20 protein-coding genes, 3 pseudogenes and 1 CRISPR repeat array are annotated in these 22,013 nt (G+C 42.4%); of the genes and pseudogenes, 9 read left to right on the top strand and 14 right to left on the bottom strand.

Going from position 1 to position 22,013, the window contains the following annotated elements:
- Window positions 1-75: 75 nt before the first annotated feature.
- The 4 genes from ruvC to aspS all read right to left on the bottom strand — a co-directional run bounded on the left by ruvC (window position 76) and on the right by aspS (window position 3,711).
- Complete coding sequence (ruvC, locus tag EAE89_RS17560) at window positions 76-597, bottom strand: crossover junction endodeoxyribonuclease RuvC (RefSeq protein ID WP_054476616.1); 522 nt, start codon at window positions 595-597, stop codon at window positions 76-78.
- A 104-nt stretch (window positions 598-701) separates the two neighbouring features.
- On the bottom strand, window positions 702-1,445 hold the full coding sequence (locus tag EAE89_RS17555; protein WP_054476618.1) for a YebC/PmpR family DNA-binding transcriptional regulator: 744 nt from the start codon (window positions 1,443-1,445) through the stop codon (window positions 702-704).
- Window positions 1,446-1,501: 56 nt separating this feature from the next.
- Window positions 1,502-1,939: a dihydroneopterin triphosphate diphosphatase gene (gene nudB / locus EAE89_RS17550; protein WP_054476620.1), complete on the bottom strand. Its 438-nt coding sequence runs from the start codon at window positions 1,937-1,939 to the stop codon at window positions 1,502-1,504.
- Entirely contained in the window at window positions 1,939-3,711 is a 1,773-nt protein-coding gene (gene aspS / locus EAE89_RS17545; RefSeq protein ID WP_054476622.1) for an aspartate--tRNA ligase, read from the bottom strand. The genes nudB and aspS overlap by 1 nt, the downstream gene beginning before the upstream one ends.
- Window positions 3,712-4,007: 296 nt before the next feature.
- On the opposite strand from aspS, the gene EAE89_RS17540 reads away from it, so the two are divergent.
- Complete coding sequence (locus EAE89_RS17540; protein ID WP_054476624.1) at window positions 4,008-4,406, top strand: MAPEG family protein; 399 nt, start codon at window positions 4,008-4,010, stop codon at window positions 4,404-4,406.
- Between the two features lie 121 nt (window positions 4,407-4,527).
- On the opposite strand, the gene EAE89_RS17535 is transcribed toward EAE89_RS17540, so the two are convergent.
- A complete protein-coding gene (locus EAE89_RS17535) occupies window positions 4,528-4,779 on the bottom strand; it encodes a type II toxin-antitoxin system Phd/YefM family antitoxin (protein ID WP_214086320.1) in 252 nt (83 codons plus the stop codon).
- 195 nt (window positions 4,780-4,974) lie between these two features.
- Here EAE89_RS17535 and cmoA point away from each other — a divergent pair, with 195 nt between their 5' ends.
- Both cmoA and cmoB read left to right on the top strand, forming a co-directional pair.
- Window positions 4,975-5,733 (top strand): carboxy-S-adenosyl-L-methionine synthase CmoA, encoded by a 759-nt coding sequence (cmoA, locus tag EAE89_RS17530; RefSeq protein ID WP_214086319.1) that lies wholly within the window; start codon window positions 4,975-4,977, stop codon window positions 5,731-5,733.
- Window positions 5,730-6,701, top strand: a complete 972-nt coding sequence (cmoB, locus tag EAE89_RS17525) for a tRNA 5-methoxyuridine(34)/uridine 5-oxyacetic acid(34) synthase CmoB (RefSeq protein ID WP_214086318.1) — start codon at window positions 5,730-5,732, stop codon at window positions 6,699-6,701. Before cmoA ends, cmoB begins: the two co-directional genes overlap by 4 nt.
- A 60-nt stretch (window positions 6,702-6,761) precedes the next feature.
- Here cmoB and cutC read toward each other — a convergent pair whose 3' ends face one another.
- On the bottom strand, window positions 6,762-7,508 hold the full coding sequence (gene cutC, locus EAE89_RS17520) for a copper homeostasis protein CutC (protein ID WP_054476629.1): 747 nt from the start codon (window positions 7,506-7,508) through the stop codon (window positions 6,762-6,764).
- Window positions 7,509-7,672: 164 nt separating this feature from the next.
- A pseudogene (locus tag EAE89_RS17515) lies at window positions 7,673-7,801 on the bottom strand (VOC family protein); the annotation flags it as partial.
- A 53-nt stretch (window positions 7,802-7,854) separates the two neighbouring features.
- Between EAE89_RS17515 and EAE89_RS17510 the strand changes: the two are divergent.
- Entirely contained in the window at window positions 7,855-8,190 is a 336-nt protein-coding gene (locus tag EAE89_RS17510) for a toxin (protein ID WP_149616899.1), read from the top strand.
- A complete protein-coding gene (locus EAE89_RS17505; RefSeq protein ID WP_036772775.1) occupies window positions 8,191-8,505 on the top strand; it encodes a helix-turn-helix domain-containing protein in 315 nt (104 codons plus the stop codon).
- Between the two features lie 15 nt (window positions 8,506-8,520).
- Here EAE89_RS17505 and EAE89_RS17500 read toward each other — a convergent pair whose 3' ends face one another.
- Window positions 8,521-9,084: a VOC family protein gene (locus EAE89_RS17500; protein ID WP_214086317.1), complete on the bottom strand. Its 564-nt coding sequence runs from the start codon at window positions 9,082-9,084 to the stop codon at window positions 8,521-8,523.
- Window positions 9,085-9,807: 723 nt separating this feature from the next.
- Here EAE89_RS17500 and EAE89_RS17495 point away from each other — a divergent pair.
- Window positions 9,808-10,185: a LecA/PA-IL family lectin gene (locus tag EAE89_RS17495; RefSeq protein WP_214086316.1), complete on the top strand. Its 378-nt coding sequence runs from the start codon at window positions 9,808-9,810 to the stop codon at window positions 10,183-10,185.
- A gap of 410 nt (window positions 10,186-10,595) precedes the next feature.
- Here the strand turns inward: EAE89_RS17495 and EAE89_RS17490 are convergent, their stop codons facing one another.
- Both EAE89_RS17490 and EAE89_RS17485 read right to left on the bottom strand, forming a co-directional pair.
- Window positions 10,596-11,174: a YceI family protein gene (locus tag EAE89_RS17490; RefSeq protein ID WP_214086322.1), complete on the bottom strand. Its 579-nt coding sequence runs from the start codon at window positions 11,172-11,174 to the stop codon at window positions 10,596-10,598.
- Between the two features lie 29 nt (window positions 11,175-11,203).
- Window positions 11,204-11,758 carry a cytochrome b gene (locus tag EAE89_RS17485; RefSeq protein WP_149616902.1) on the bottom strand — a complete coding sequence of 185 codons (555 nt, stop codon included), beginning with the start codon at window positions 11,756-11,758 and terminating at the stop codon, window positions 11,204-11,206.
- Between the two features lie 496 nt (window positions 11,759-12,254).
- Here EAE89_RS17485 and EAE89_RS17480 point away from each other — a divergent pair, with 496 nt between their 5' ends.
- Both EAE89_RS17480 and argS read left to right on the top strand, forming a co-directional pair.
- The gene (locus EAE89_RS17480) at window positions 12,255-12,992 is read left to right on the top strand and encodes a cyclase family protein (RefSeq protein ID WP_054480917.1); all 738 of its coding nucleotides are present in this window, start codon (window positions 12,255-12,257) and stop codon (window positions 12,990-12,992) included.
- A 266-nt stretch (window positions 12,993-13,258) separates the two neighbouring features.
- The gene (gene argS / locus EAE89_RS17475; protein ID WP_214086315.1) at window positions 13,259-14,989 is read left to right on the top strand and encodes an arginine--tRNA ligase; all 1,731 of its coding nucleotides are present in this window, start codon (window positions 13,259-13,261) and stop codon (window positions 14,987-14,989) included.
- A gap of 352 nt (window positions 14,990-15,341) precedes the next feature.
- On the opposite strand, the gene murJ is transcribed toward argS, so the two are convergent.
- The 3 genes and pseudogenes from murJ to rimJ all read right to left on the bottom strand — a co-directional run bounded on the left by murJ (window position 15,342) and on the right by rimJ (window position 20,444).
- The gene (gene murJ, locus EAE89_RS17470; protein ID WP_214086314.1) at window positions 15,342-16,880 is read right to left on the bottom strand and encodes a murein biosynthesis integral membrane protein MurJ; all 1,539 of its coding nucleotides are present in this window, start codon (window positions 16,878-16,880) and stop codon (window positions 15,342-15,344) included.
- A 929-nt stretch (window positions 16,881-17,809) separates the two neighbouring features.
- Window positions 17,810-18,190, bottom strand: a pseudogene (locus EAE89_RS17465) (hypothetical protein); the annotation flags it as partial.
- 90 nt (window positions 18,191-18,280) lie between these two features.
- A CRISPR array of direct repeats spans window positions 18,281-19,629; the repeat unit is 28 nt; unit sequence TTTCTAAGCTGCCTGTACGGCAGTGCAC.
- 230 nt (window positions 19,630-19,859) lie between these two features.
- Window positions 19,860-20,444, bottom strand: a complete 585-nt coding sequence (rimJ, locus tag EAE89_RS17460; RefSeq protein ID WP_214086313.1) for a ribosomal protein S5-alanine N-acetyltransferase — start codon at window positions 20,442-20,444, stop codon at window positions 19,860-19,862.
- 187 nt (window positions 20,445-20,631) lie between these two features.
- Between rimJ and mdtH the strand changes: the two genes are divergently transcribed.
- A complete protein-coding gene (gene mdtH / locus EAE89_RS17455; protein WP_054480926.1) occupies window positions 20,632-21,837 on the top strand; it encodes a multidrug efflux MFS transporter MdtH in 1,206 nt (401 codons plus the stop codon).
- A gap of 58 nt (window positions 21,838-21,895) precedes the next feature.
- On the opposite strand, the pseudogene EAE89_RS17450 reads toward mdtH, so the two are convergent.
- Window positions 21,896-22,013, bottom strand: a pseudogene (locus tag EAE89_RS17450) (RNA-guided endonuclease InsQ/TnpB family protein); the annotation flags it as partial.

Here is a 22,013-nt window from a genome sequence, read left to right as displayed (position 1 = left end):
TTTACCCCCTGAAAATAAAACTGATTATTCTGCTCATGCTTATAACACAAAAAAGGCTGGATGCATATCCAGCCATTATTTTAAACGTCCACGTGCCAGAATTAATCTGGGGTCACCAACACGCAAAAGATTCTGATTAAAATGACAATGGGTGATCGCAATTGCCAATGCATCTGCCGCATCTGATTGCGGATTAGCAGATAATTTCAGCATAGAACGCACCATATGCTGAATCTGACTTTTTTCAGCGGCCCCGGTTCCAACAACGGTTTGTTTAACCTGTCGGGCGGCATATTCAAAAACCGGTATCGATTGATTGACTGCGGCAAGAATAGCCACCCCACGCGCCTGTCCTAATTTCAGGGCTGAATCAGGGTTTTTCGCCATAAATACCTGCTCGATAGCAAAAGCGTCCGGTTGGAATTGCGTAATAATTTCAGTGATACCGGCATAAATGCGCTGTAATCGGCTCGGTAGATCATCAACTTTAGTGCGGATACAACCACTGCCAAGATAAATCAGATGGCGCCCTTGCTGACGGATCACACCATAACCGGTGACACGGGAACCTGGGTCGATACCTAAGATGATCGCCATATTTGCTTATTCGCCTTTACTCCATCAATAAAGGGGATAAAAACGTTAGAGAAAGTGCCCTGCATAACAGCACACTTTCTCTACGCTATACAACTCGATTGAAATTACAGCAACGCTGCAACTTCATCAGAGATTTCACCGTTATGGTAAACCTCTTGCACATCGTCTGAATCTTCCAGCATGTCGATCAGACGCATTAACTTAGGGGCAGTTTCCGCATCCAGTTCAGCTTTAGTCGAGGGAATCATTGCAACTTCTGCTGATACAGCAACAAAACCCGCTGCATCCAACGCATCTTTCACATCACCAAAAGTTTCTGGTGTCGTGTAAACATCAATAGCGCCATCATCATAAGTTTCTACATCATCCGCACCCGCTTCCAATGCCGCTTCCATAACCGCATCTTCATCCAGCCCCGGAGCATAAGAAATCACCCCTTTCTTGGTGAACAAATACGCAACAGAACCATCAGTTCCCAGATTACCGCCAGTTTTGGTAAAAGCATGACGAACGTCAGAAACAGTACGGTTACGGTTATCACTCAAACACTCAACCATCACCGCAGTACCACCCGGACCATACCCTTCATAAATGATGGTTTCCATGTTATCCGCGTCATCGTTGCCAACACCACGAGCGATAGCACGGTTCAAGGTATCGCGAGTCATGTTGTTGGACAGCGCTTTATCAACTGCCGCACGCAGGCGTGGGTTAGATACAGGATCGCCCCCCCCTAAACGAGCAGCCGTTACCAACTCACGGATAATTTTGGTGAAAATCTTACCGCGTTTCGCATCCTGTGCAGCCTTGCGGTGTTTGGTGTTGGCCCATTTACTATGACCTGCCATAAGGTTCTCCGATAAAATATCTACTCATAGACTCAAAACCTAATTTCAATAGATTTTTAATCAATCACAAATTCTTCAATTGCCTGCCGATTGCTCCATGACTTAGTGAGCTTTGCTGCTTTATCCGCATCCAGCCACTGATAAGCCAAGTGTTCAGTCAACAGAAATTCACGCTCTTCAGGCAATGCCAAACAGAACCAGTACTCTTTATTACGCGTGACTCCCGGAGCATAACGATGGCGCAAGTGGGTAAAAATCTCAAAATAAAGAGAACGTCGGCAATCTATCAGTTCAAGATTTTCACCTATGATATTAATACCAACTTCCTCTTGCACTTCGCGCAATGCCGTCTCACACGGCGTTTCATCTCCGTCAAGACTGCCAGTCACAGACTGCCAAAAATCAGGATCATCACGCCGCTGTAACATTAGCACCCGTCTGCTGGAAAATGCATAAATAACCACCAGCACAGATTCAGGGCGCTTATAAGCCATTATTCACTCTCTTTCCTGGCAACCACCGAAATTGACAGCTCTTCAAGGGCTGCGGTATTGGCATAGCTTGGTGCTTCCGTCATCAGACAAGCGGCAGCCGTTGTTTTAGGAAACGCAATAACATCACGAATATTATCAGTACCAGTCAGCAACATCACCAGACGATCAAGACCAAATGCCAAGCCTGCATGGGGTGGCGTACCAAATTTCAGTGCATCCAACAGGAAGCCAAATTTTTCCTGCTGTTCCTGCTCATTGATACCCAGAATGTGGAACACAGCTTGTTGCATTTCGTTACGATGAATACGTACTGAACCGCCGCCCACTTCATAACCATTAATTACCATATCGTAAGCATTGGCAATCGCCGAAATCGGATCTTGCGCCAATTCTTCGGCTGACATATTACGCGGTGAAGTAAATGGATGATGCATTGCACTCAAACCACCGTCTTCACCATCTTCAAACATTGGGAAATCGATAACCCACAGCGGCTGCCAACTATCCAGTTTCGTCAGATTTAGGTCACGACCCAATTTCAGGCGCAACGCTCCCAACGCATCAGTGACCACTTTTACCGCTCCAGCACCGAAAAACAGAATATCACCATCCTGCGCGTCAGTACGAGTAAGCAGCCCTTCAATCACTTCTGCATCGAGGAATTTGACTATTGGACTTTGTACCCCTTCCAGACCCGCAGCTCGCTGATTAACTTTTATCCACGCCAGCCCTTTAGCGCCATAAATCCCAACGAATTTGCCATATTCATCAATTTGCTTACGGCTCAATTCAGCGCCGCCCGGCACACGGATAACGGCGACTCGACCTTTATGGTCATTTGCCGGTTCAGCAAAAACGCTGAATTCCACATTCTTAACCAAATCAGCAACATCAACTAATTCTAATGGGTTACGCAGATCCGGTTTATCTGAACCGAAACGGCGCATAGCTTCCGCAAAAGTCATGACCGGGAAATGCCCTAAATCAACACCTTTAATTTCAAGCCACAATTCACGGATCATTTTTTCCATCATTTCCCTTACCTGCTCAGCAGTCATAAAGGAAGTTTCCACATCAATCTGAGTGAATTCTGGCTGGCGGTCTGCGCGCAAATCCTCATCACGGAAACATTTAACAATTTGATAATAACGGTCAAAACCGGACATCATCAGCAATTGCTTAAATAATTGTGGCGACTGAGGCAATGCATAAAATTTGCCTTTATGAACACGGCTTGGCACCAAATAGTCACGAGCACCTTCCGGTGTCGCTTTAGTCAGCATTGGGGTTTCAATATCCAGGAAATCCTGACTGTCCATGAAACGGCGAACAAAACTGGTAATTTTAGCGCGGGTTTTTAAGCGATTTGCCATTTCAGGACGGCGCAGATCAATATAGCGATATTTCAGACGCTGCTCTTCACTATTCGTCTGGTTGCTATCCAATGGCAGAGGTTCGGAACGGTTGATGATATTCAGGCTTTCCGCAAAAACCTCGATCTCACCGGTAGCCATATCTTTATTGATTTGACTGTCAGGACGGGCGCGTACAGTACCGGTGATTTGAATACAGAATTCATTGCGCAGTTCAGCAGCCAGAGAGAATGCTGCTTGCTGATCCGGGTCAAAAAATACCTGAACGATACCTTCACGATCACGCATATCAATAAAAATCAGTCCACCCAGATCACGGCGGCGGTTTACCCAACCACAAAGAGTCACCTTCTGGCCTTCATGGGTCAGATTCAACTGCCCACAATAATCAGTACGCATACAATATCCTTTTACTCGGCTGTTGTGCTGTTGCTGCGGAAATTTTGGCATCGGTTTTGCATTTGAAAAATTCTTTTTTAGAACTTAAAAAATTCAAAACTGTCAAAAAAGGCCGCTATTATAATAGAAATTCTGCTCAGAGATAAGGGCAGGCAATACCCTTGATGATACTATTGCCTTGCTGTCTGATAATCAGGCAATTTATTTTCAATTACTGTTTTTTTATAGCGACAGTTTTATTTTTGCGGTTTATCATTACTTAATTGGCCAATTTCGGTTAGGCAATGGAGTTAAAAATGGTTAGCTCGCTTTATGTTGTGTTGGGCGCACTATTATTGATTAAGCTGTCTTTTGATGTGGTTAAATTAAGAACACAATATCGAGTCTCATATGGAGATGGCGGCTTCTACGAATTACAAACAGCTATCCGTATCCATGGCAATGCCGTGGAATATATTCCTATTTCCATGTTATTGCTGGTCATGATGGAGATGAATGGTTCAAATGTGTGGATGATACATGTTTGTGGTTTGATCCTACTCATCGGAAGATTGTTACATTATTATGGCCTGCACCACCGTGAGTTCCGCTGGCGACGTTCAGGTATGGTGGCAACCTATCTTTCAATGGTATTAATGATCATGGCTAATATTTACTACTTGCCTTGGGAGCAGATATTTTCTCTTTATGTCTGATATTTTCGGCATTATTTGACAGGCAGCGAGATCTGCTGCCTATGACTCCAACCGTCGCTGTTCCTTGACGGGATGACCTAACTTCTTCCACTCTTTTAAGACCCGCTTTTCAAATTGCAGGCTATAGCTCATCCAGGTTCACACTGACAAATTCAGCATCTTTTAAACGTTCATCCGCAATTCTATTTAGTGCGGCATCCTCAGCCAGTTCCTGATAGTAGGCGAATAACTCAGGCGGCACACAATAAAACGCAGGTTCATTCCGATTAAGTATTGCGACAGCCTCACCTTCTCCCTGCAAATAGGTCCCCATTGGGTTACGTTTCAAATCGGTAATACTTGCCGCTAAATTTGTTAAGATCTGATATGTCATACACCACCTCGCGCTTTTATGTAAGCAAAAAATAGGTCATTTAAACGTACTCTTCAATGTATCTTCACTTTTTTATATAGAATCAGAAGATCCCCGATGCTAACTGACCATTAAAGAAAGAGAAAATTGGTTCAAGGCCAGGCTTTACATCTGTTAGAATGCCGCCTTCTATTTTTTCTGATAATCAATGCTGTTATGTCAAATCAAGATCCTCACAATCAAAGGGATAGCCTGTTTGCAGCACCTATTGCTAATTTAGGTGACTGGAGTTTCGATGAACGGGTTGCTGAAGTTTTCCCTGATATGATCCAACGTTCTGTGCCAGGTTATTCAAATATCGTTTCCATGATTGGTATGCTGGCCAGTCGTTTCGTGACATCAAACAGTCAAATTTACGATCTGGGTTGCTCTCTTGGCGCATCAACCTTGGCAATACGCCGCAATATTACAGCGGAAAACTGTAAAATCATCGCGATTGATAATTCCCCCGCAATGGTAGCACGCTGCCGTCGCCATCTTGATGCTTTCCGCGCACAAACACCTGTTGAAGTCATTGAAGCTGACATTCTTGATATCAACATCCAGCATGCTTCTATGATCGTGCTGAATTTCACCTTACAATTCCTCAAACCACAAGATCGGCAAGGTTTGCTTAACCGGATTTATCAGGGATTACGTCCCGGTGGCGTTCTGGTCTTATCAGAAAAATTCAACTTTGAAGATCAACAGATTGGTGAATTACTGTTTAATATGCATCACGATTTTAAGCGTGCTAACGGATACAGCGAACTGGAGATCAGCCAGAAACGCAGTATGCTTGAAAATGTGATGTTGACCGATTCTGTCGAAACACATAAATCCCGCCTCCACCAATCGGGTTTTGAACATGTTGAAGTCTGGTTTCAATGTTTCAACTTTGGCTCATTGCTGGCGATAAAAGGAGCCAGTCAATGATCGATTTCAGTAATTTTTATCAACTTATCGCGAAAAATGATCTTAAGCAGTGGCTCAATTGCCTGCCGGCCCAACTGGATGAATGGCAAAAAGCTGCCCTGCATGGCAGTTTTAAATCATGGGTAAAAACCCTGGAAAACCTGCCAGAAATTTCACCAACAACATTAGACCTAAAAAACGGTGTGATCGCAGAACGCAATCCCGCCCTATCTGACGGTGAAGAAACCTGTATTACAAATATATTGCGAATATTCATGCCATGGCGTAAAGGGCCATTCTCTCTTTATGGTGTGAATATTGATACTGAATGGCGTTCAGATTGGAAATGGGAGCGAGTGCTGCCCCATATTTCCCCATTAACGGGTCGAACAATTCTTGATGTTGGCTGCGGCAGTGGTTATCACCTCTGGCGTATGGTAGGTGAAGGCGCGGAACTTGCCGTGGGTATCGATCCAACTCAGCTTTTTCTCTGTCAGTTTGAAGCCGTCAGAAAGTTATTAGGCAGCGATCAACGTGCGCATCTTTTACCTTTGGGAATCGAACAATTGCCCGCTCTGGCCGCTTTCGATACGGTTTTCTCGATGGGTGTCCTTTATCACCGCCGTTCTCCACTCGACCATCTCTGGCAATTGAAAAACCAACTGGTCTCCGATGGCGAATTAGTACTAGAAAGCCTGGTGGTTGAAGGTGATGAAAATACCTGCTTAATCCCTGGTGAGCGCTATGCTCAAATGCGCAATGTCTATTTCATTCCATCAGCAAAAATGCTGAAAGTCTGGCTGGAAAAGTGCGGTTTCGTCGATGTAAGAATTGTCGATCAGGCAATTACAACCACAGAAGAACAACGCCGTACTACATGGATGAAAACTGAATCATTATCTGATTTTCTTGATCCTACGGACAACAGCAAAACCACCGAAGGTTACCCTGCTCCTCTGCGTGCAGTATTGATTGCCCGTAAACCCTGATAATTTGATTTGAGAACTGGCCCAACAGAGTCAGTTCTCAAATTTACTTAACAGCGGGATTTATTCAAATAAAGTCAGACTCAACATTCCCTTCATCACCTCTACAACACCACCATCAACACCGTAATGTGAAAACTCATCCACTTCATTGTCAGAACTCATCGTCACCCCTGCTTTGCGGTAAGTCATGGTAGAAGGCATAATCCGGCCTGCTGAGCTATGAACTTCCGTTAATCCTATGTCGATAAATTTATGGATATTACTAAGGCGAACACCTGCACCCGCCATAATAATTGGCCCTTGACTGGCTTGTTGCAGCTCTTTTAATAATGGTAATCCCAATTCAGCATTCTGTTGCTGACCAGAAGTCAATATCCGCTTAACACCAAGCTGAGTTAGCTGGTCCAACGCGACATAAGGATTAAAACACATATCAAATGCACGGTGAAAAGTAACAGCCATATCACCAGACAATGCCACCAATTGTTGCATACGCGGCAAATCAATATGCCCTTCTTCATCCAATATGCCAAAAACAACACCCTCAAATCCCATATCACGGATCTGAGCGATATCATTTTTCATCACCTCAAAATCTGAATGGCTATAACAAAAGTCGCCCCCTCTTGGGCGGACAATGGGGTGTACAGGAATACTTAATTGCTCAATAGCCTGCTTTAACGTACCAAAACTCGGTGTTAATCCTCCTTCCGCCGGACTGGCACACAGCTCTATCCGGTCAGCCCCGGCCTGTTGCGCGATCAATGCACAACCTACGCTAAAACAACAAATCTCTAACTTTGTCATCAGAAGTTCCTTAAACACCCGGTCATTTAGCAAGCAATGAATCTAAACGATTCAGTAAGTCAATTCACTAACTATGGCATTTAACTATTTCCAATGATTTGTAGGAAATCACAAGGTCAGAATTTTTCTCTGAATCGTAGGGATGAAAAAGTTACTTTTGCTGACTAGTGCTCATTTTTAACAATCTCACGCAATGTAAATGGGTGAAACTTGACGGTGATTTCGCCATCAGTAATCGCTAAGGTAGGATTAGGCAGCCGTTCTTGCTCCCCTTTGGGCTGACTCTGTTTAACTATCCCCAACTTGGGTGTATATTATATTCAAGTTGGGGACAGATGGATAAACGATGGAAGCGATATTTATTGAACTACCACCCTTTGAACGTTACCGCCATAACTACCTAAGTGATGAGGAGTTTCGAGCCTTCCAAAATATGCTGTTGAAAGATCCAACAGCAGGAGACGTTATCCAACACACTGGCGGATTACGTAAAGTACGTTTTACTGATTCGCGAAGGAAAAAAGGAAAACGGAGCGGTATTCGGGTAATTTACTATTGGTGGGTATCTGAATCGCAATTCATGCTTTTCACTATCTACGATAAAGATGAAATGTCAGATTTGACTAAAGAGCAACGCGAATCTTTACGTCAAATGTTAGAAATGAGAAAAAAGGGGACATAAATGAGCCGTGATCTATTTGCAGAACTCAATGAAGGAATGAAAGCTTGGGAGGAAGCTAATAAAGGCAAACTCACATTGAAAACACACAAGAGAGTGTTAAAAAATGATATCACCATCAATCCAGATGAGTTGAAATCCATCCGGAGTAAACTGAATATTTCTCAGGCTGTTTTTGCCCAGTACCTGCATACTGGTGAAACAACATATCAGAACTGGGAGCAGGGACGAGCCAAACCAAATAAACAAGCGGTGTTACTGATTAAAATGGTGGAGCGCCACCCGCAGGCACTAGAATTCCTTGCCAGCCTCACATAACAATATCACTTTAATTCATGTGGCCTGGAATTCACTTTTAACAATCTCACGCAATGTAAATGGGTGAAACTTGACGGTGATTTCGCCATCAGTGATAGCTAAGGTAGGATTAGGCAACCGTTCTTGCTCCCCTTTAGGCTGACTCTGTTTAACAGAAAAACCTGTCGGCAAAGGTTGTGGTAATAACGCCTTTGCTGTTGCTGATAATATTTCGGGAGCCACAGGCAACACCAGTTCTACATGTTCCCAGCCCTGATGCGGGTAAATTTTCTTACCCGGATAGGGCAATTCAACACAATCAATTTGCCAATTAAGCACCGCGATTGGCTGCGCTAAATCAAACAGGTAAATCGAACGCCCATTAATAATATTTTCCGACATCAGACTGCCACATTGCAAAAAACCTTTACGCCAGCGTTCCGCTACAGATATGTCATGACAACGTAAAGAAATATGATCGGCTTGATATTGCTCAACATTCAAATTAAGCCGCTGTTTAAACCGCGCCAATTTTTGCGCAAATATGGCCAGATCAGCCACTAAATCCTGTAATTCAACAATGGAAGAAAAATGTGTCATATTATCCCAGTTAAGATGCAATAGATTGGTCCCTTCCCTTGGCCCCAAACAGCCCAAGAATTTTAAAGGGTTGCCGCCGTTTCAAACCTCAAATGATACTCTCGATTGGTAATAATTGAAATTCGATGGTACCAACACCATCACTCTTTCAATAATTCCATGAATTCTCATTACCCTATTTCACTCACAAAAAACTGCAATTAAGCGAAAAAACCCGCTTGGGACAAGGTTTGATACCTTGCAAGAAACACTATCTATCAATAAGTTACTATACCCGTTATCTTTCAAGTTGCCTCTTTGTTGGCGGCACTCTCTCACCCCGGTCACATAGTTATCTATGCTCCCGGGGATTCGCTCCCTTGCCGTCGCGATCCATCTTGAAATCCATTGGGTATATAACCATTTTATTTTACACAATTTCCGCACGTAATGGGAATTAAGGGGAATTAAGGGGAATTCTGGTTTTATAATATAATTAGATTAGGAAATTAAAAATAGGAATATTATTCTTTTATTCTAACGATTCAGGACAATTATTTAAAATAAAAAATCACAATATTAAAATTAACGGTAGATACAAAGATTATTGTAATTGATACAGATCACAAACACTAATTTTCTCATTGAAACCCAACCATAAAGAAAATAAATTACATTTTAGTCAAATATGTAAACATCTTTGACAAAACTATTTCTATAAAACATAATTTCTGAGGCAATACTATGTCTGATTGGTCAGGAAGTGTTCCAGCTAACGCTGAAAACGGTAAACCCACAGGACTTATTCTCAAACAAGGAGATATAATCTCTGTCGTTGCTCATGGCTGGGTGAAATATGGCCGTGATTATCTTGAATGGGCAGCACCTGATGGTTCTGTACCTAATAATCTACAACCGTCACCAATAGTCACTCTCGTTGCTAAAATCGCCAACAAGAAGTTTGCAATTGACAACGGAGTACTTCATAAAACAGTTCCTGTAGATGGAGAATTAATACTTTTATTCAATGACGTACCGGGTACTTTTGGTGATAATTCAGGTGAATTTCAAGTCGAGGTCATAATAGAATCTCGGTATTCCCCTCTAAAGGAAATAATATAAAAATTATATGAATATGTATTACTAATATAATAAACATTCTATTTAATACAACGCCAAGTGAAAAATCACATTATTTCACTTGGCAGATAAGAAAAAGTCCGCGTTAAATAGCAGCCTCATCATTATTATTACTGTTTCCTACAAATGGATGCTTACTATGTTTTTCTTCAAACGATATAAGCATCCACATCAGATAAAGAAAAAGATTCTATTTGGTCTATTGGTAATATATGTCAGAATAAAGCCACCTGAAAGTAAGCATTCCCCCCTTTCGCTTTTTATAACTCAATTTTTAATGTATTCCATTATCCACGACATCAACGGAAAAGAAAGTTTTGCCTATCAACAAAACAGGCCACGCAATGCGCAGCCCTTAATAAATTGCACTAGCGAATTAAGTCATCAGAATATTATTTCTCCCGAACACCTTCGAGAGAAATTAATAAATCCGCTTCCTGTGATTTAGGCCCCAAATCTTTTTGGAAATTAAAGTCTTTCAGTTTGATTTTGCCATAAGCTTCAAAACCTGCGCGGTAACCACCCCACGGATCTTTACCTTCACCCATCAGTTTTGCATTCAGTACCACTGGCTTTGTCACACCGTTTAAAGTCAGATCACCTGTAACAATATATTTCTCCCCTTCTTTTTTCACTTCAGTTGAAATGAATTTTGCTTCAGGGTATTTCTCTGTATTAAAGTAATCTTTACTACGCAGATGTTTATCACGCTCAGCATGATTAGTGTCCAGACTGGCTATTTTGATCGTCACATCAACTTTATTCGCTGCCGGATTTTTCTCATCAAATGTGAAAGAACCATCAAAATCTTTAAATGTCCCATATAACCAGCTGTAACCCAAATGCTGAATGCGGAATTCAATAAAAGCGTGCTGGCCTGGGATATCAATTTTATAATTGGCTGCTAATGCAGAACTTGCATTCAGTAACAATGCACCCGCAGTCAGGCCAAGTAACGTCTTCTTCAACAACATATTATTCTCCATAAGCATTTTTTGTATTATTCAGAACGGAAACCCAGCATACGCTTTAGGGTTGCATCACGATCAATAAGATGATGTTTTAACGCCGCAATAGTATGTAATAGCGATAAAATCACCACCGTCCAGGCAAGGTAAAGATGAATCATTCCAGCAGCATCTGCCTGTTTGCCCTGACCCATTAATGTGGCTGGCACAGTAAACCAATCAAAGACAGTAATCGGTTGTCCATCAGCGGTCGAAATTAAATAACCACTAATTAAAATGCCAAACAGTAAGATGTACAACAGAATATGCATTAAAACAGCACTGACCCTAGTCAAACAGCTATAACTGGCTAATGGTTTTGGTGGTGGTGATACAAAACGCCAGATAACACGCCCAACCATCGTTATCAGTAGCACTATTCCGATGCTTTTATGAATTTCAGGTGCTTTGTGATACCACGTATCGTAATATCCCAATGTCACCATCCACAATCCTAGTGCAAACATGCCATACACAGCCAATGCAACCAGCCAGTGTAAAAGGACGGATAAATGACCAAATTGGTTAGAAGTATTCTTCCAAAGCATATGTAGTTCCTTTTTAGGTCAATGCTGGTGAGCTGTTTTGGATTAATTAAATCATAAACTATATGGATTTCTTTTTTATTAAAAATTTCAACAAATAATTTGCAAAAGATTTTCAATTTTAATCAATAAAACTCATTTAAGAATAAAAAACATTAAATAACAATGAAATAGGGGAAAAATCAGATTAATAGCGATACCCAAAAACACATAATATATATCTTTTTATTATATTGGATTTTGAATTTTAACTCATGAGCGAATCAATTATCTTATTCTCTATTGTTTATTTTATAATTTTTTGTTTATAAGGGATTTAATTACCTAAAAAAAAGTAGCTATGATGAAAAAAATTTCGTTTATACCGTATATTGATTATTTTAACAATAAAAGTGAATAAAACATGAGGAATATCACTATTTACAGCAACAAATCTTACAGCATTAATCATGTAATAGTGGTAAAAATAAGATCAATAATTATCAAAAATGAGGTTTTTATGTCAGATAACATCTTACAAGCACTTACTTTATTAAAATCGAAAAAATGGGTCGATTTGACACACAGCTTCGATAAAGACTCTCCACGTTTTTTTATGTTTGATTCAGCAGAATTTAAAACTCTTTTTGATTATAAAGATGGCTTTTTTACTCAGCAATTTTCTTTTCCCGGCCAATATGGGACTCACATTGATGCGCCCTGCCATTTTGTTCCCAATACCCGTTATGCTGATGAGCTAGAATTAAAAGAGCTGGTTTTACCTTTAATCGTACTTGATCAATCAGAAAGAGCAAAACAAGACCCTAATTTTTCACTTTCTAAAGCAGATATTCTTAAATTTGAAGAAGAATACGGGATTATTGAAGCAGGGACTTTCCTTGCTCTCAGAACTGACTGGAGTAAACGTTGGCCATCTCAGGAAAAAATGGAAAATAAAGATGATTCTGGCAATAACCAGACACCGGGTTGGGGAATAGACGCCCTCAAATTTTTATTTGAAGAACGCCATATTAAAGCCGTTGGGCATGAAACATTTGATACCGACGCCGCTAAAGATTTTAGAAAGAATAATGCGTTGCTAAGCGAAGATTATGTGTTAAAACAAGATACCTATCAGATAGAACTTTTGGCTAATTTGGATCAGGTACCTGTGCGTGGTGCCGTCATTTTCAATATCGTGGCCAAACCTAAGAAAGCCTCTGGTTTTCCGGTTCGCTCGTTTGCCATACTCCCATAATGGTTCCCCAATGCCGTATATTCATTACGGCATTATATACCCTCCATCTTTCAAGCTGCTGCTTTATTGGCGGCACTCACTCCGGCCACATAATTTTTCGATAAAATACGTTTTTTATCTTCACCGACTGGCACAAAGCAACAGTAAAGTGGAACGTCATATGTTGAATATGGTATAAAACCTGCCGTTTTTTCTTATGAATCATTTTGTATAGGGTATTGTTTGCTACAATATGCCTATTCTCGTTCGTAATTTAAGGTAACCAGGTGAATATTCAGGCGATTCTTTCAGAAAAAGTCAGCCAAGCGCTGATTGCAGCCGGTGCTCCAACCGACAGCGAAGCTCACATCCGCCAATCCGCGAAAGCACAATTTGGTGACTATCAGGCCAATGGCGTGATGGCCGCTGCGAAAAAAGTGGGTATGCCCCCCCGACAACTGGCAGAAAAAGTTGTTAACCTGCTAGATCTGCAAGGTATCGCCAGTAAAGTTGAAATCGCTGGCCCCGGTTTTATCAACATTTTTCTTGATAAAGCATGGATTGCAGCCAATATCGAAACGGCACTGAAAGATGAAAAACTGGGCGTTACCCCGGTCGAACCACAAACTATCGTTGTCGATTATTCCGCTCCCAATGTCGCTAAACAGATGCATGTGGGTCATCTGCGTTCCACGATTATTGGTGATGCCGCTGTCCGTACGCTCGAATTCCTCGGTCATAAGGTTATCCGCGCTAACCACGTTGGTGACTGGGGAACCCAATTCGGTATGCTGATTGCCTATCTGGAAAAAGTGCAGAACGAAAATGCTGGCGATATGGCGCTCTCCGACCTCGAAGCTTTCTACCGTGAAGCGAAAAAGCACTACGATGAAGATGAAGAGTTTGCGGTTCGCGCCCGTGGCTATGTAGTAAAACTGCAAGGCGGTGATGAATATTGTCGTACCATGTGGCGCAAGCTAGTAGACATCACGATGGCCCAGAATCAGCAAACCTATGATCGTCTGAATGTCACTTTGACTAAAGACTCTGTCATGGGTGAAAGTTTGTACAACGATCTGCTGCCGGGTATTGTCGCTGATCTAAAACAAAAAGGACTGGCGGTAGAAAGTGATGGTGCAACCGTGGTTTACCTTGAAGAATATAAAAATAAAGAAGGTGAACCGATGGGCGTTATTATCCAGAAGAAAGATGGTGGTTACCTTTACACCACAACGGATATCGCCTGTGCAAAATACCGTTATGAAACCCTGCACGCTGACCGCGTTCTTTACTACATCGACTCCCGTCAACATCAGCATTTGATGCAAGCCTGGGCTATTGTCCGTAAAGCAGGCTATATCCCAGAATCTGTGTCACTGGAACACCATATGTTCGGCATGATGTTGGGCAAAGATGGCAAACCATTTAAAACCCGCGCCGGTGGTACGGTCAGACTGACTGATCTGTTGGATGAAGCCATTGAACGGGCCAATACCCTTATCCGTGAAAAGAACCCGGATATGCCAGAAGATGAACTAAAAGAAATCGTTGAAGCTGTGGGTATCGGCGCGGTGAAATATGCTGATCTTTCCAAGAGCCGTACCACAGATTACATCTTCGATTGGGATAATATGCTCGCCTTTGAAGGCAATACTGCACCTTATATGCAATATGCCTACACCCGTGTAGCTTCAATCTTCAAACGTGCTGAAATTGATGAAAGCAGCCTGACACTGCCCGTTATCCTGAATGAAGATCGCGAACAAGCGTTAGCCACCCGTTTATTACAATTTGAAGAAACCATTACCACCGTCGCCCGCGAAGGAACGCCACATGTTATGTGTGCCTACCTGTACGATCTGGCTGGTCTGTTCTCTGGCTTCTATGAACACTGCCAGATCCTCAATGCGGAAAGTGAAGCATTACGTCAAAGCCGCCTGAAACTGGCTCTATTGACTGCTAAAACATTAAAGCAAGGTCTGAATACTTTGGGCATAGAGACAGTAGAACGGATGTAATTAATAGAGCAATCATTGCTTTGCTAAGAAATTGGCGTGATATGGGATATATACCCAATAGATTTCAAGATGCATCGCGACGGCCAGGGAGCGAATCCCCAGGCACCTATACCCAATAGATTTCAAGTTGCAGTGCGGCGGCAAGAGAACGCATCCCCAGGAGCATAGATAACTATGTGACTGGGGTAAGTGAACGTAGCCAACAAAGCAACAGCTTGAAAGATAAAGGGTATAGATAACTCTGTGACTGGGGTAAGTGAACGCAGCCAACAAAGAGGCAACTTGAAAGATAACAGGTATATCGTATTGTCACGCCTTTTATTTTAAGTTGTCTACTTAGCGCTACCTGAACTTATTGCAAATCGCGTTGAGCGAAATCTTTCAACCGGAATCCCATCAAAGCTAATGCAGCAAAATAACTACCCGCTCCGGCGATTACCACCATCATTAACCTCAACAAACGGATTGCCATATTTCCCTGCTCCCATGCTGGCATTAACCATAAAATCACCGCTAATACGGCGATCATTACCGCAATGGCCACAACCAGTTTAAATAAGAAAACGCCCCAACCTGCTAATGGCTTAAAAATATTTTGTTTACGTAATTGCCAATAAAGCATACTGGCATTAAAACAAGCGGCCAAACCGATAGAAAGCGCCAACCCGGCATGTTTCAATGGACCAATAAAAACAAGGTTCATTAATTGGGTCAGAATCAAAGTCGCAATCGCAATTTTTACCGGAGTTTTAATATCCTGACGGGAATAGAAGCCCGGTGCCAACACTTTGACAATAATTATCCCCATCAATCCAAAACAGTAAGCAATCAATACGTTCTGGGTCATTTCCGCATCAAATGCAGTGAAATTACCATATTGGAAAAGAGAAACCGTCAAAGGTTTTGCGAGAATACCCAACGCAATAGCACAGGGTAACGCCAATAGAAAACAGAGCCGAAGTCCCCAATCCATCAGCCTGGTATACTCCTCATGATTTCCGCTGGAAAAACTTTTCGCTAGGGAAGGCAAAAGAATCGTTCCGAGAGCAACACCTAACACACCGGAAGGTAATTCCATCAAACGGTCAGCATAATACATCCAAGACACAGAGCCGGATACCAGAAATGAGGCGAAAATTGTATTGATAATTAATGAAATTTGGCTGACTGAAACCCCAAGAATCGCGGGTCCCATCTGCCGCATCACCCGCCATACTCCGCTGTTACGGAAAGAAACACGCGGCAATACCAGCATGCCTATTTTTTTCAGGTGGGGAAGTTGATAGACGAGTTGCAAAACACCGCCGACAACCACCGCCCAACCCAACGCCATCACGGGTGGATTGCAATAAGGTGCGACAAACAACGCAAATATAATCATGCTGATATTAAGCAACGTCGGGACGAAAGCGGGCACAGAAAACCGGTTCCAAGTATTTAATATTGCCCCTGCCAACGAAGCCAGTGATATTAGGAAAATATAGGGAAAAGTAATTCTTAACAGATTCGTCGTCAAAATAAACTTATCCGGGGTATCAGTAAAACCCGGAGCCGTAATATAAATCACCCACGGTGCTGCTAAAATACCCAGCACAGTGACAACCGCCAGAATTAGCGTCAGCATACCGGAAACATAGGCAATAAACGTCCGGGTGGCTTCATCACCCTGTTGATTTTTATATTCTGCCAAAATAGGCACAAATGCCTGAGAAAATGCCCCTTCTGCAAATATACGGCGCAATAGATTAGGTAATTTAAATGCAACAAAAAAGGCATCCGGGGCCGCACCCGCGCCAAATATACGGGCAATAATGGCATCTCGGATAAAACCCAGCACCCGGGAAAACATAGTCATAGAGCTGACCGCAGCCAGCGACTTCAATAAACTCATCGTATTTATCTCAAAATCATGTTAATTGATTTCCGAACTGTCTGTATAGCAGTACACCGTTAGATATTAACTTCAACCTGCTGATTGTCAAAGAATATAATGGTTGTAAAGTGAAAAAATCCTTTTAAGAAATACTTAATTTCATCATAAAATCAATGAATTATTAATTTACACAAAAAAAGCAAATCAGATTCGACGCAAACATCATCCTTTTATAGCAGCAAAAACACGGATTTGGGTAGAACTGAATAGACATTAAAATAAGTCGATTTATCAGAAACTTTTATAATCGCTGGAGCGAATAGTAAATAAATGATAAAACAATGACATGAATATAAATTAAATTCCATTAATCATAAAACAAGTCATCTAAATATTTATTTTCAATTTAACTGACATTATCCAAAAAATGAAAACTCATCAAGTCATTATGAAATGAAACTCGGCACTCATTAAATCCATAATCAATAATAATAAAATGTTCATTGAAATATTTAAAGGAACACGGACATATTTATTTTCGGATTAACGATGTTGTACTTATTGTCTGAATCTACCAATTACCCCCCCCAAAAAATGAGAGGGCCTATTGTCATATACCCAATGGATTTCAAGATGGATCGCGACGGCAAGAGAACGAATCCCCGGGAGCATAGATAACTCTGTAACCGGGGTGAGTGAGTGCCGCCAACAAAGAGGCAACTTGAAAGACGACGGGTATATACCTGCCAAATACATTCTGGCTTAACCTAACGGGTTACCTGTTTATTAAGGTCTGATATCTTATTAGGATCTAACGTCTTATTAGGGTCTAACATCAGAATAATCGTATTTGTTACTTGATTCTGAGATGTTCCAGCATTCACTGGTTTCTGAGTTACCTCTGCATTGACTGCTTTCTGAGTCTGAGGTAGCTCAGCGATCACTGCCTTTGGATGCAGCGTATACATCCCGCCATTAAACGGATCAAATAAGAGCCAACCAATTAAACTACCGAATATAAAATTACCACCAATATACCAACCATTAGCGCTCGCTTTAATTGGTAACGTTACAGACTCAGAATTCTCTTTAGTAAAAGAGACCAGATAACCTTTCTTACCAAAATAACTCCCGTCGGACTTCTCTAAAATCACATCTTGAGGCGTTTTCCCTTGTGCAACAACCCTGCCTAACTCATCTTTGATGGAGAATGTGGCTCCTGATGGATTACTATCAACCTGAATATGCTGAGTTTTATCCCCCACAATCGTAGCGCAACCGCTAGTAAACATTACAGCAGCCAAAGACAAGGCGGTAATATTATTCATGACTAATCATCCACTTTATTAATAAGCGCGGCGAGTATACATAAACACATGCTTATGCACTAGAGCTCATTACGCTATAAATCATTAACTTTTATAAACTGCCTGTACGGCAGTGCACGTATGATGCATATACCTTAAATCCAACTTCTGTTTCTAAGCTGCCTGTACGGCAGTGCACGTTCTGCGTCCGTTTTCGAATTCGCTAGTCATTTTCTAAGCTGCCTGTACGGCAGTGCACAACGGTGACAGACGGGGCTGAAATTGACTATCTTTCTAAGCTGCCTGTACGGCAGTGCACCAAGATATGGAGGCGTTTTTATTCAACCTTATTTTCTAAGCTGCCTGTACGGCAGTGCACCACCCTCAGCTATGAACATATCGTAATCTTTATTTCTAAGCTGCCTGTACGGCAGTGCACTTCAATAATGATGATTGTTTTTCTATAAAGCATTTCTAAGCTGCCTGTACGGCAGTGCACTTCTCGCGTTTGATATGTTCGAGGGGGATTTCTTTCTAAGCTGCCTGTACGGCAGTGCACAGCTGAGTATACAAATCACATCAATAACTACTTTTCTAAGCTGCCTGTACGGCAGTGCACTGGTTATCTGAAAGTAATTTCTCAGAATTAATTTTCTAAGCTGCCTGTACGGCAGTGCACAGTATCGTCCCTGCCGGGATCATCGTACCCTCTTTCTAAGCTGCCTGTACGGCAGTGCACTTGAAGTTCGTCAGAAGATACAAGACGAGATTTTTCTAAGCTGCCTGTACGGCAGTGCACCTATTGACGTCTATTCGGCATTTACTCTTGATTTTCTAAGCTGCCTGTACGGCAGTGCACCCAGTTTTGGCGCGGTGGCGTTATTCAGTAAAGTTTCTAAGCTGCCTGTACGGCAGTGCACGCGTGTTTTTCCTGCCAGCGTTGCAGCGACTGTTTCTAAGCTGCCTGTACGGCAGTGCACCGAAAACAATTTGAATTTGGCGAGCACAATGTTTTCTAAGCTGCCTGTACGGCAGTGCACGTAAGAACTCTTGGATGAGCTTTGTAGAAGACTTTCTAAGCTGCCTGTACGGCAGTGCACGATGAGCATCTTTCTCATAGAATGATGGCCGATTTCTAAGCTGCCTGTACGGCAGTGCACGTGCCGAAATCTGGCAGCAGAACCCGAAGAGCTTTCTAAGCTGCCTGTACGGCAGTGCACAGCTTGAACCTGAGAGTAAATATTTTCCTGCCTTTCTAAGCTGCCTGTACGGCAGTGCACAACGCTTTACATAACCGCTTCACGGTCAGAGGTTTCTAAGCTGCCTGTACGGCAGTGCACGTAACACATAGTTAGTCACATCGACTATCGGATTTCTAAGCTGCCTGTACGGCAGTGCACGCCGTCATGCTCTGGAATACCATTTATATGCATTTCTAAGCTGCCTGTACGGCAGTGCACTGTTGCATATTAACCTTAACTTACTGACAGTTAAAGTATATTTTAATAAAACAACGAAAAAACCCTTTTTTACAAGAGAAATAATATTCCATTGAAAATCAATAAATTAAAATCGCCTCTTAAAAAAGGGTCAAAAATAAGGTGCGGGGAACCTGGCAGATTTTCAACAGTAATTTAATTCATCATTACTAATCCGCTTCACTTTATCTGGTGACAATACAGCTTAAGCATCAACTTTTTTCACTCCATTTTTCATCCGTCAATGCCGTTAATACATGATCCTGCCAGACTCCATTGATCATCAGGTATTTCCTGGCATAACCTTCTCGTTCAAAGCCTAATCGTTCCAACAATTTTCCACTACGATGATTATTTGGCATATAATTAGCCATAATCCGATGTATCCCCTGTTGACGTTGCATATAACGAATAGCTGGCTGTAAAGCTTCATACATCAGCCCTTTTCCCTGCCATTTTTCACCAAGAGAGTATCCCAAATAACAAGCATGGAAAGCACCTCGCAATATGTTACTGAAGTTTGCAACCCCCATAACTTCATTCTCATTCGGTTCAAGCAGCAAAAAATGAAAAGCCGCGCTCTGTCTTTGCATTTCTGTAATTAAATTAAGCCGGTTCATCCAACCAGAAGGTTGGCAATGGCTTTTATCTCTGCCCGGTTCCCAAGGTTTAAGAAATTCATCATTTTCTGAATAATACTCCGCCAAACGATAAGCATCCCGCTCATACACTAAACGCACCACCATTCTATCTGTTATCAGACGAACTTTCGGTAAAGTGGAACGATAACCAAACATTATGTCTCCCTAACTATACAAATTTATCCGTTAAAAATTTAAACCACTTACCCGTAAAACACACCTTCCAGTCATCACTTTACGATAAAAAAATATTATCCATAAATCACTATCCTAATAATTAAATTAAGTACAGAATATAGAAGAACTATATTATCCTCTCTTCTCAATACCCCAATGGTGAGCAATGTCACTGGTTTCGCAAGCACGTAGCCTGGGAAAATACTTCCTGCTATTCGATAATTTACTGGTTGTTCTGGGCTTCTTCGTTGTCTTTCCTTTAATATCAATACATTTTGTTGAGCAACTCGGTTGGGCTGCATTAGTTGTCGGTTTTGCTCTTGGTTTGCGTCAGTTTGTGCAACAAGGTTTGGGCATTTTCGGGGGCGCAATTGCAGACCGTTTTGGCGCGAAGCCGATGATCGTCACCGGGATGCTGTTACGCGCTCTTGGCTTTGCTTTAATCGCCTTAGCCACTGAACCGTGGATATTGTGGCTTTCCTGCATATTATCCGCACTGGGCGGTACCTTATTTGATCCTCCGCGAACCGCACTGGTCATCAAACTAACCCGACCGCACGAGCGTGGCCGTTTCTTCTCGCTGCTGTTGATGCAAGACAGCGCTGGAGCGGTTATCGGCGCGCTGATTGGCAGCTGGTTGCTGCAATATGACTTCCAGCTTGTCTGCTGGACAGGAGCCGGAGTTTTCGTCCTGGCTGCTATCTGGAATGCCGGGTTCCTACCTGCCTACCGGATTTCTACTACCCGCACTCCCATTTGGGAAGGTATGGGGCGCGTCATTAAAGACCGCCGTTTCTTCACTTATGTACTAACATTGACTGGCTACTTTATGCTGTCTGTACAAGTGATGCTGATGTTCCCGATTATCGTCAATGAAATCGCCGGGACACCCGCTGCGGTGAAATGGATGTACGCAATTGAAGCCACCTTATCGCTCACTTTACTGTATCCGATCGCCCGTTGGAGCGAAAAACGATTCCGGCTAGAACAGCGTTTAATGGCCGGGCTTTTCCTAATGAGCTTGAGTATGTTTCCAATAGGCTTAATTGGTGAAATAAATACTTTGTTTGGCCTTATTTGCCTGTTCTATCTCGGTACCATCACCGCTGAACCGGCCCGTGAAACATTAAGTGCCTCACTGGCCGATCCCCGCGCGCGCGGTAGTTATATGGGGTTTAGCCGTCTTGGTCTGGCATTGGGTGGTGCCTTGGGTTATACCGGCGGTGGTTGGTTATATGATACCGGCCACGCATTGAATATTCCGCAATTGCCCTGGTTCCTGTTTGGGATTATTGGCTTGATCACGTTATATGCTCTGCACCGTCAATTTAATCAACGTAAAATTGAATCCGCCATGCTGAAAGGTAGTTAATGAGGTAAAATCTGCCCTGTGACTGCTCCCCGCCGTAAACGGCGAGTCTTCCCACTTCTCAGGCCGCAACCGTCTGTGTGACGGATTTACGCTGGCCTCCATGGGCAGAAACGACGAGTCCCGCCGCCTGTAATTCCTGTATGCCCTTGCGCCGGATGTTGAGCGCCGCATTGATA

The organism is Photorhabdus heterorhabditis, from assembly GCF_018448905.1.
Taxonomy (GTDB): domain Bacteria; phylum Pseudomonadota; class Gammaproteobacteria; order Enterobacterales; family Enterobacteriaceae; genus Photorhabdus; species Photorhabdus heterorhabditis.
Note: the sequence above shows the minus strand (reverse complement) of the source record. Positions and strands in the feature narration are given on the sequence as shown.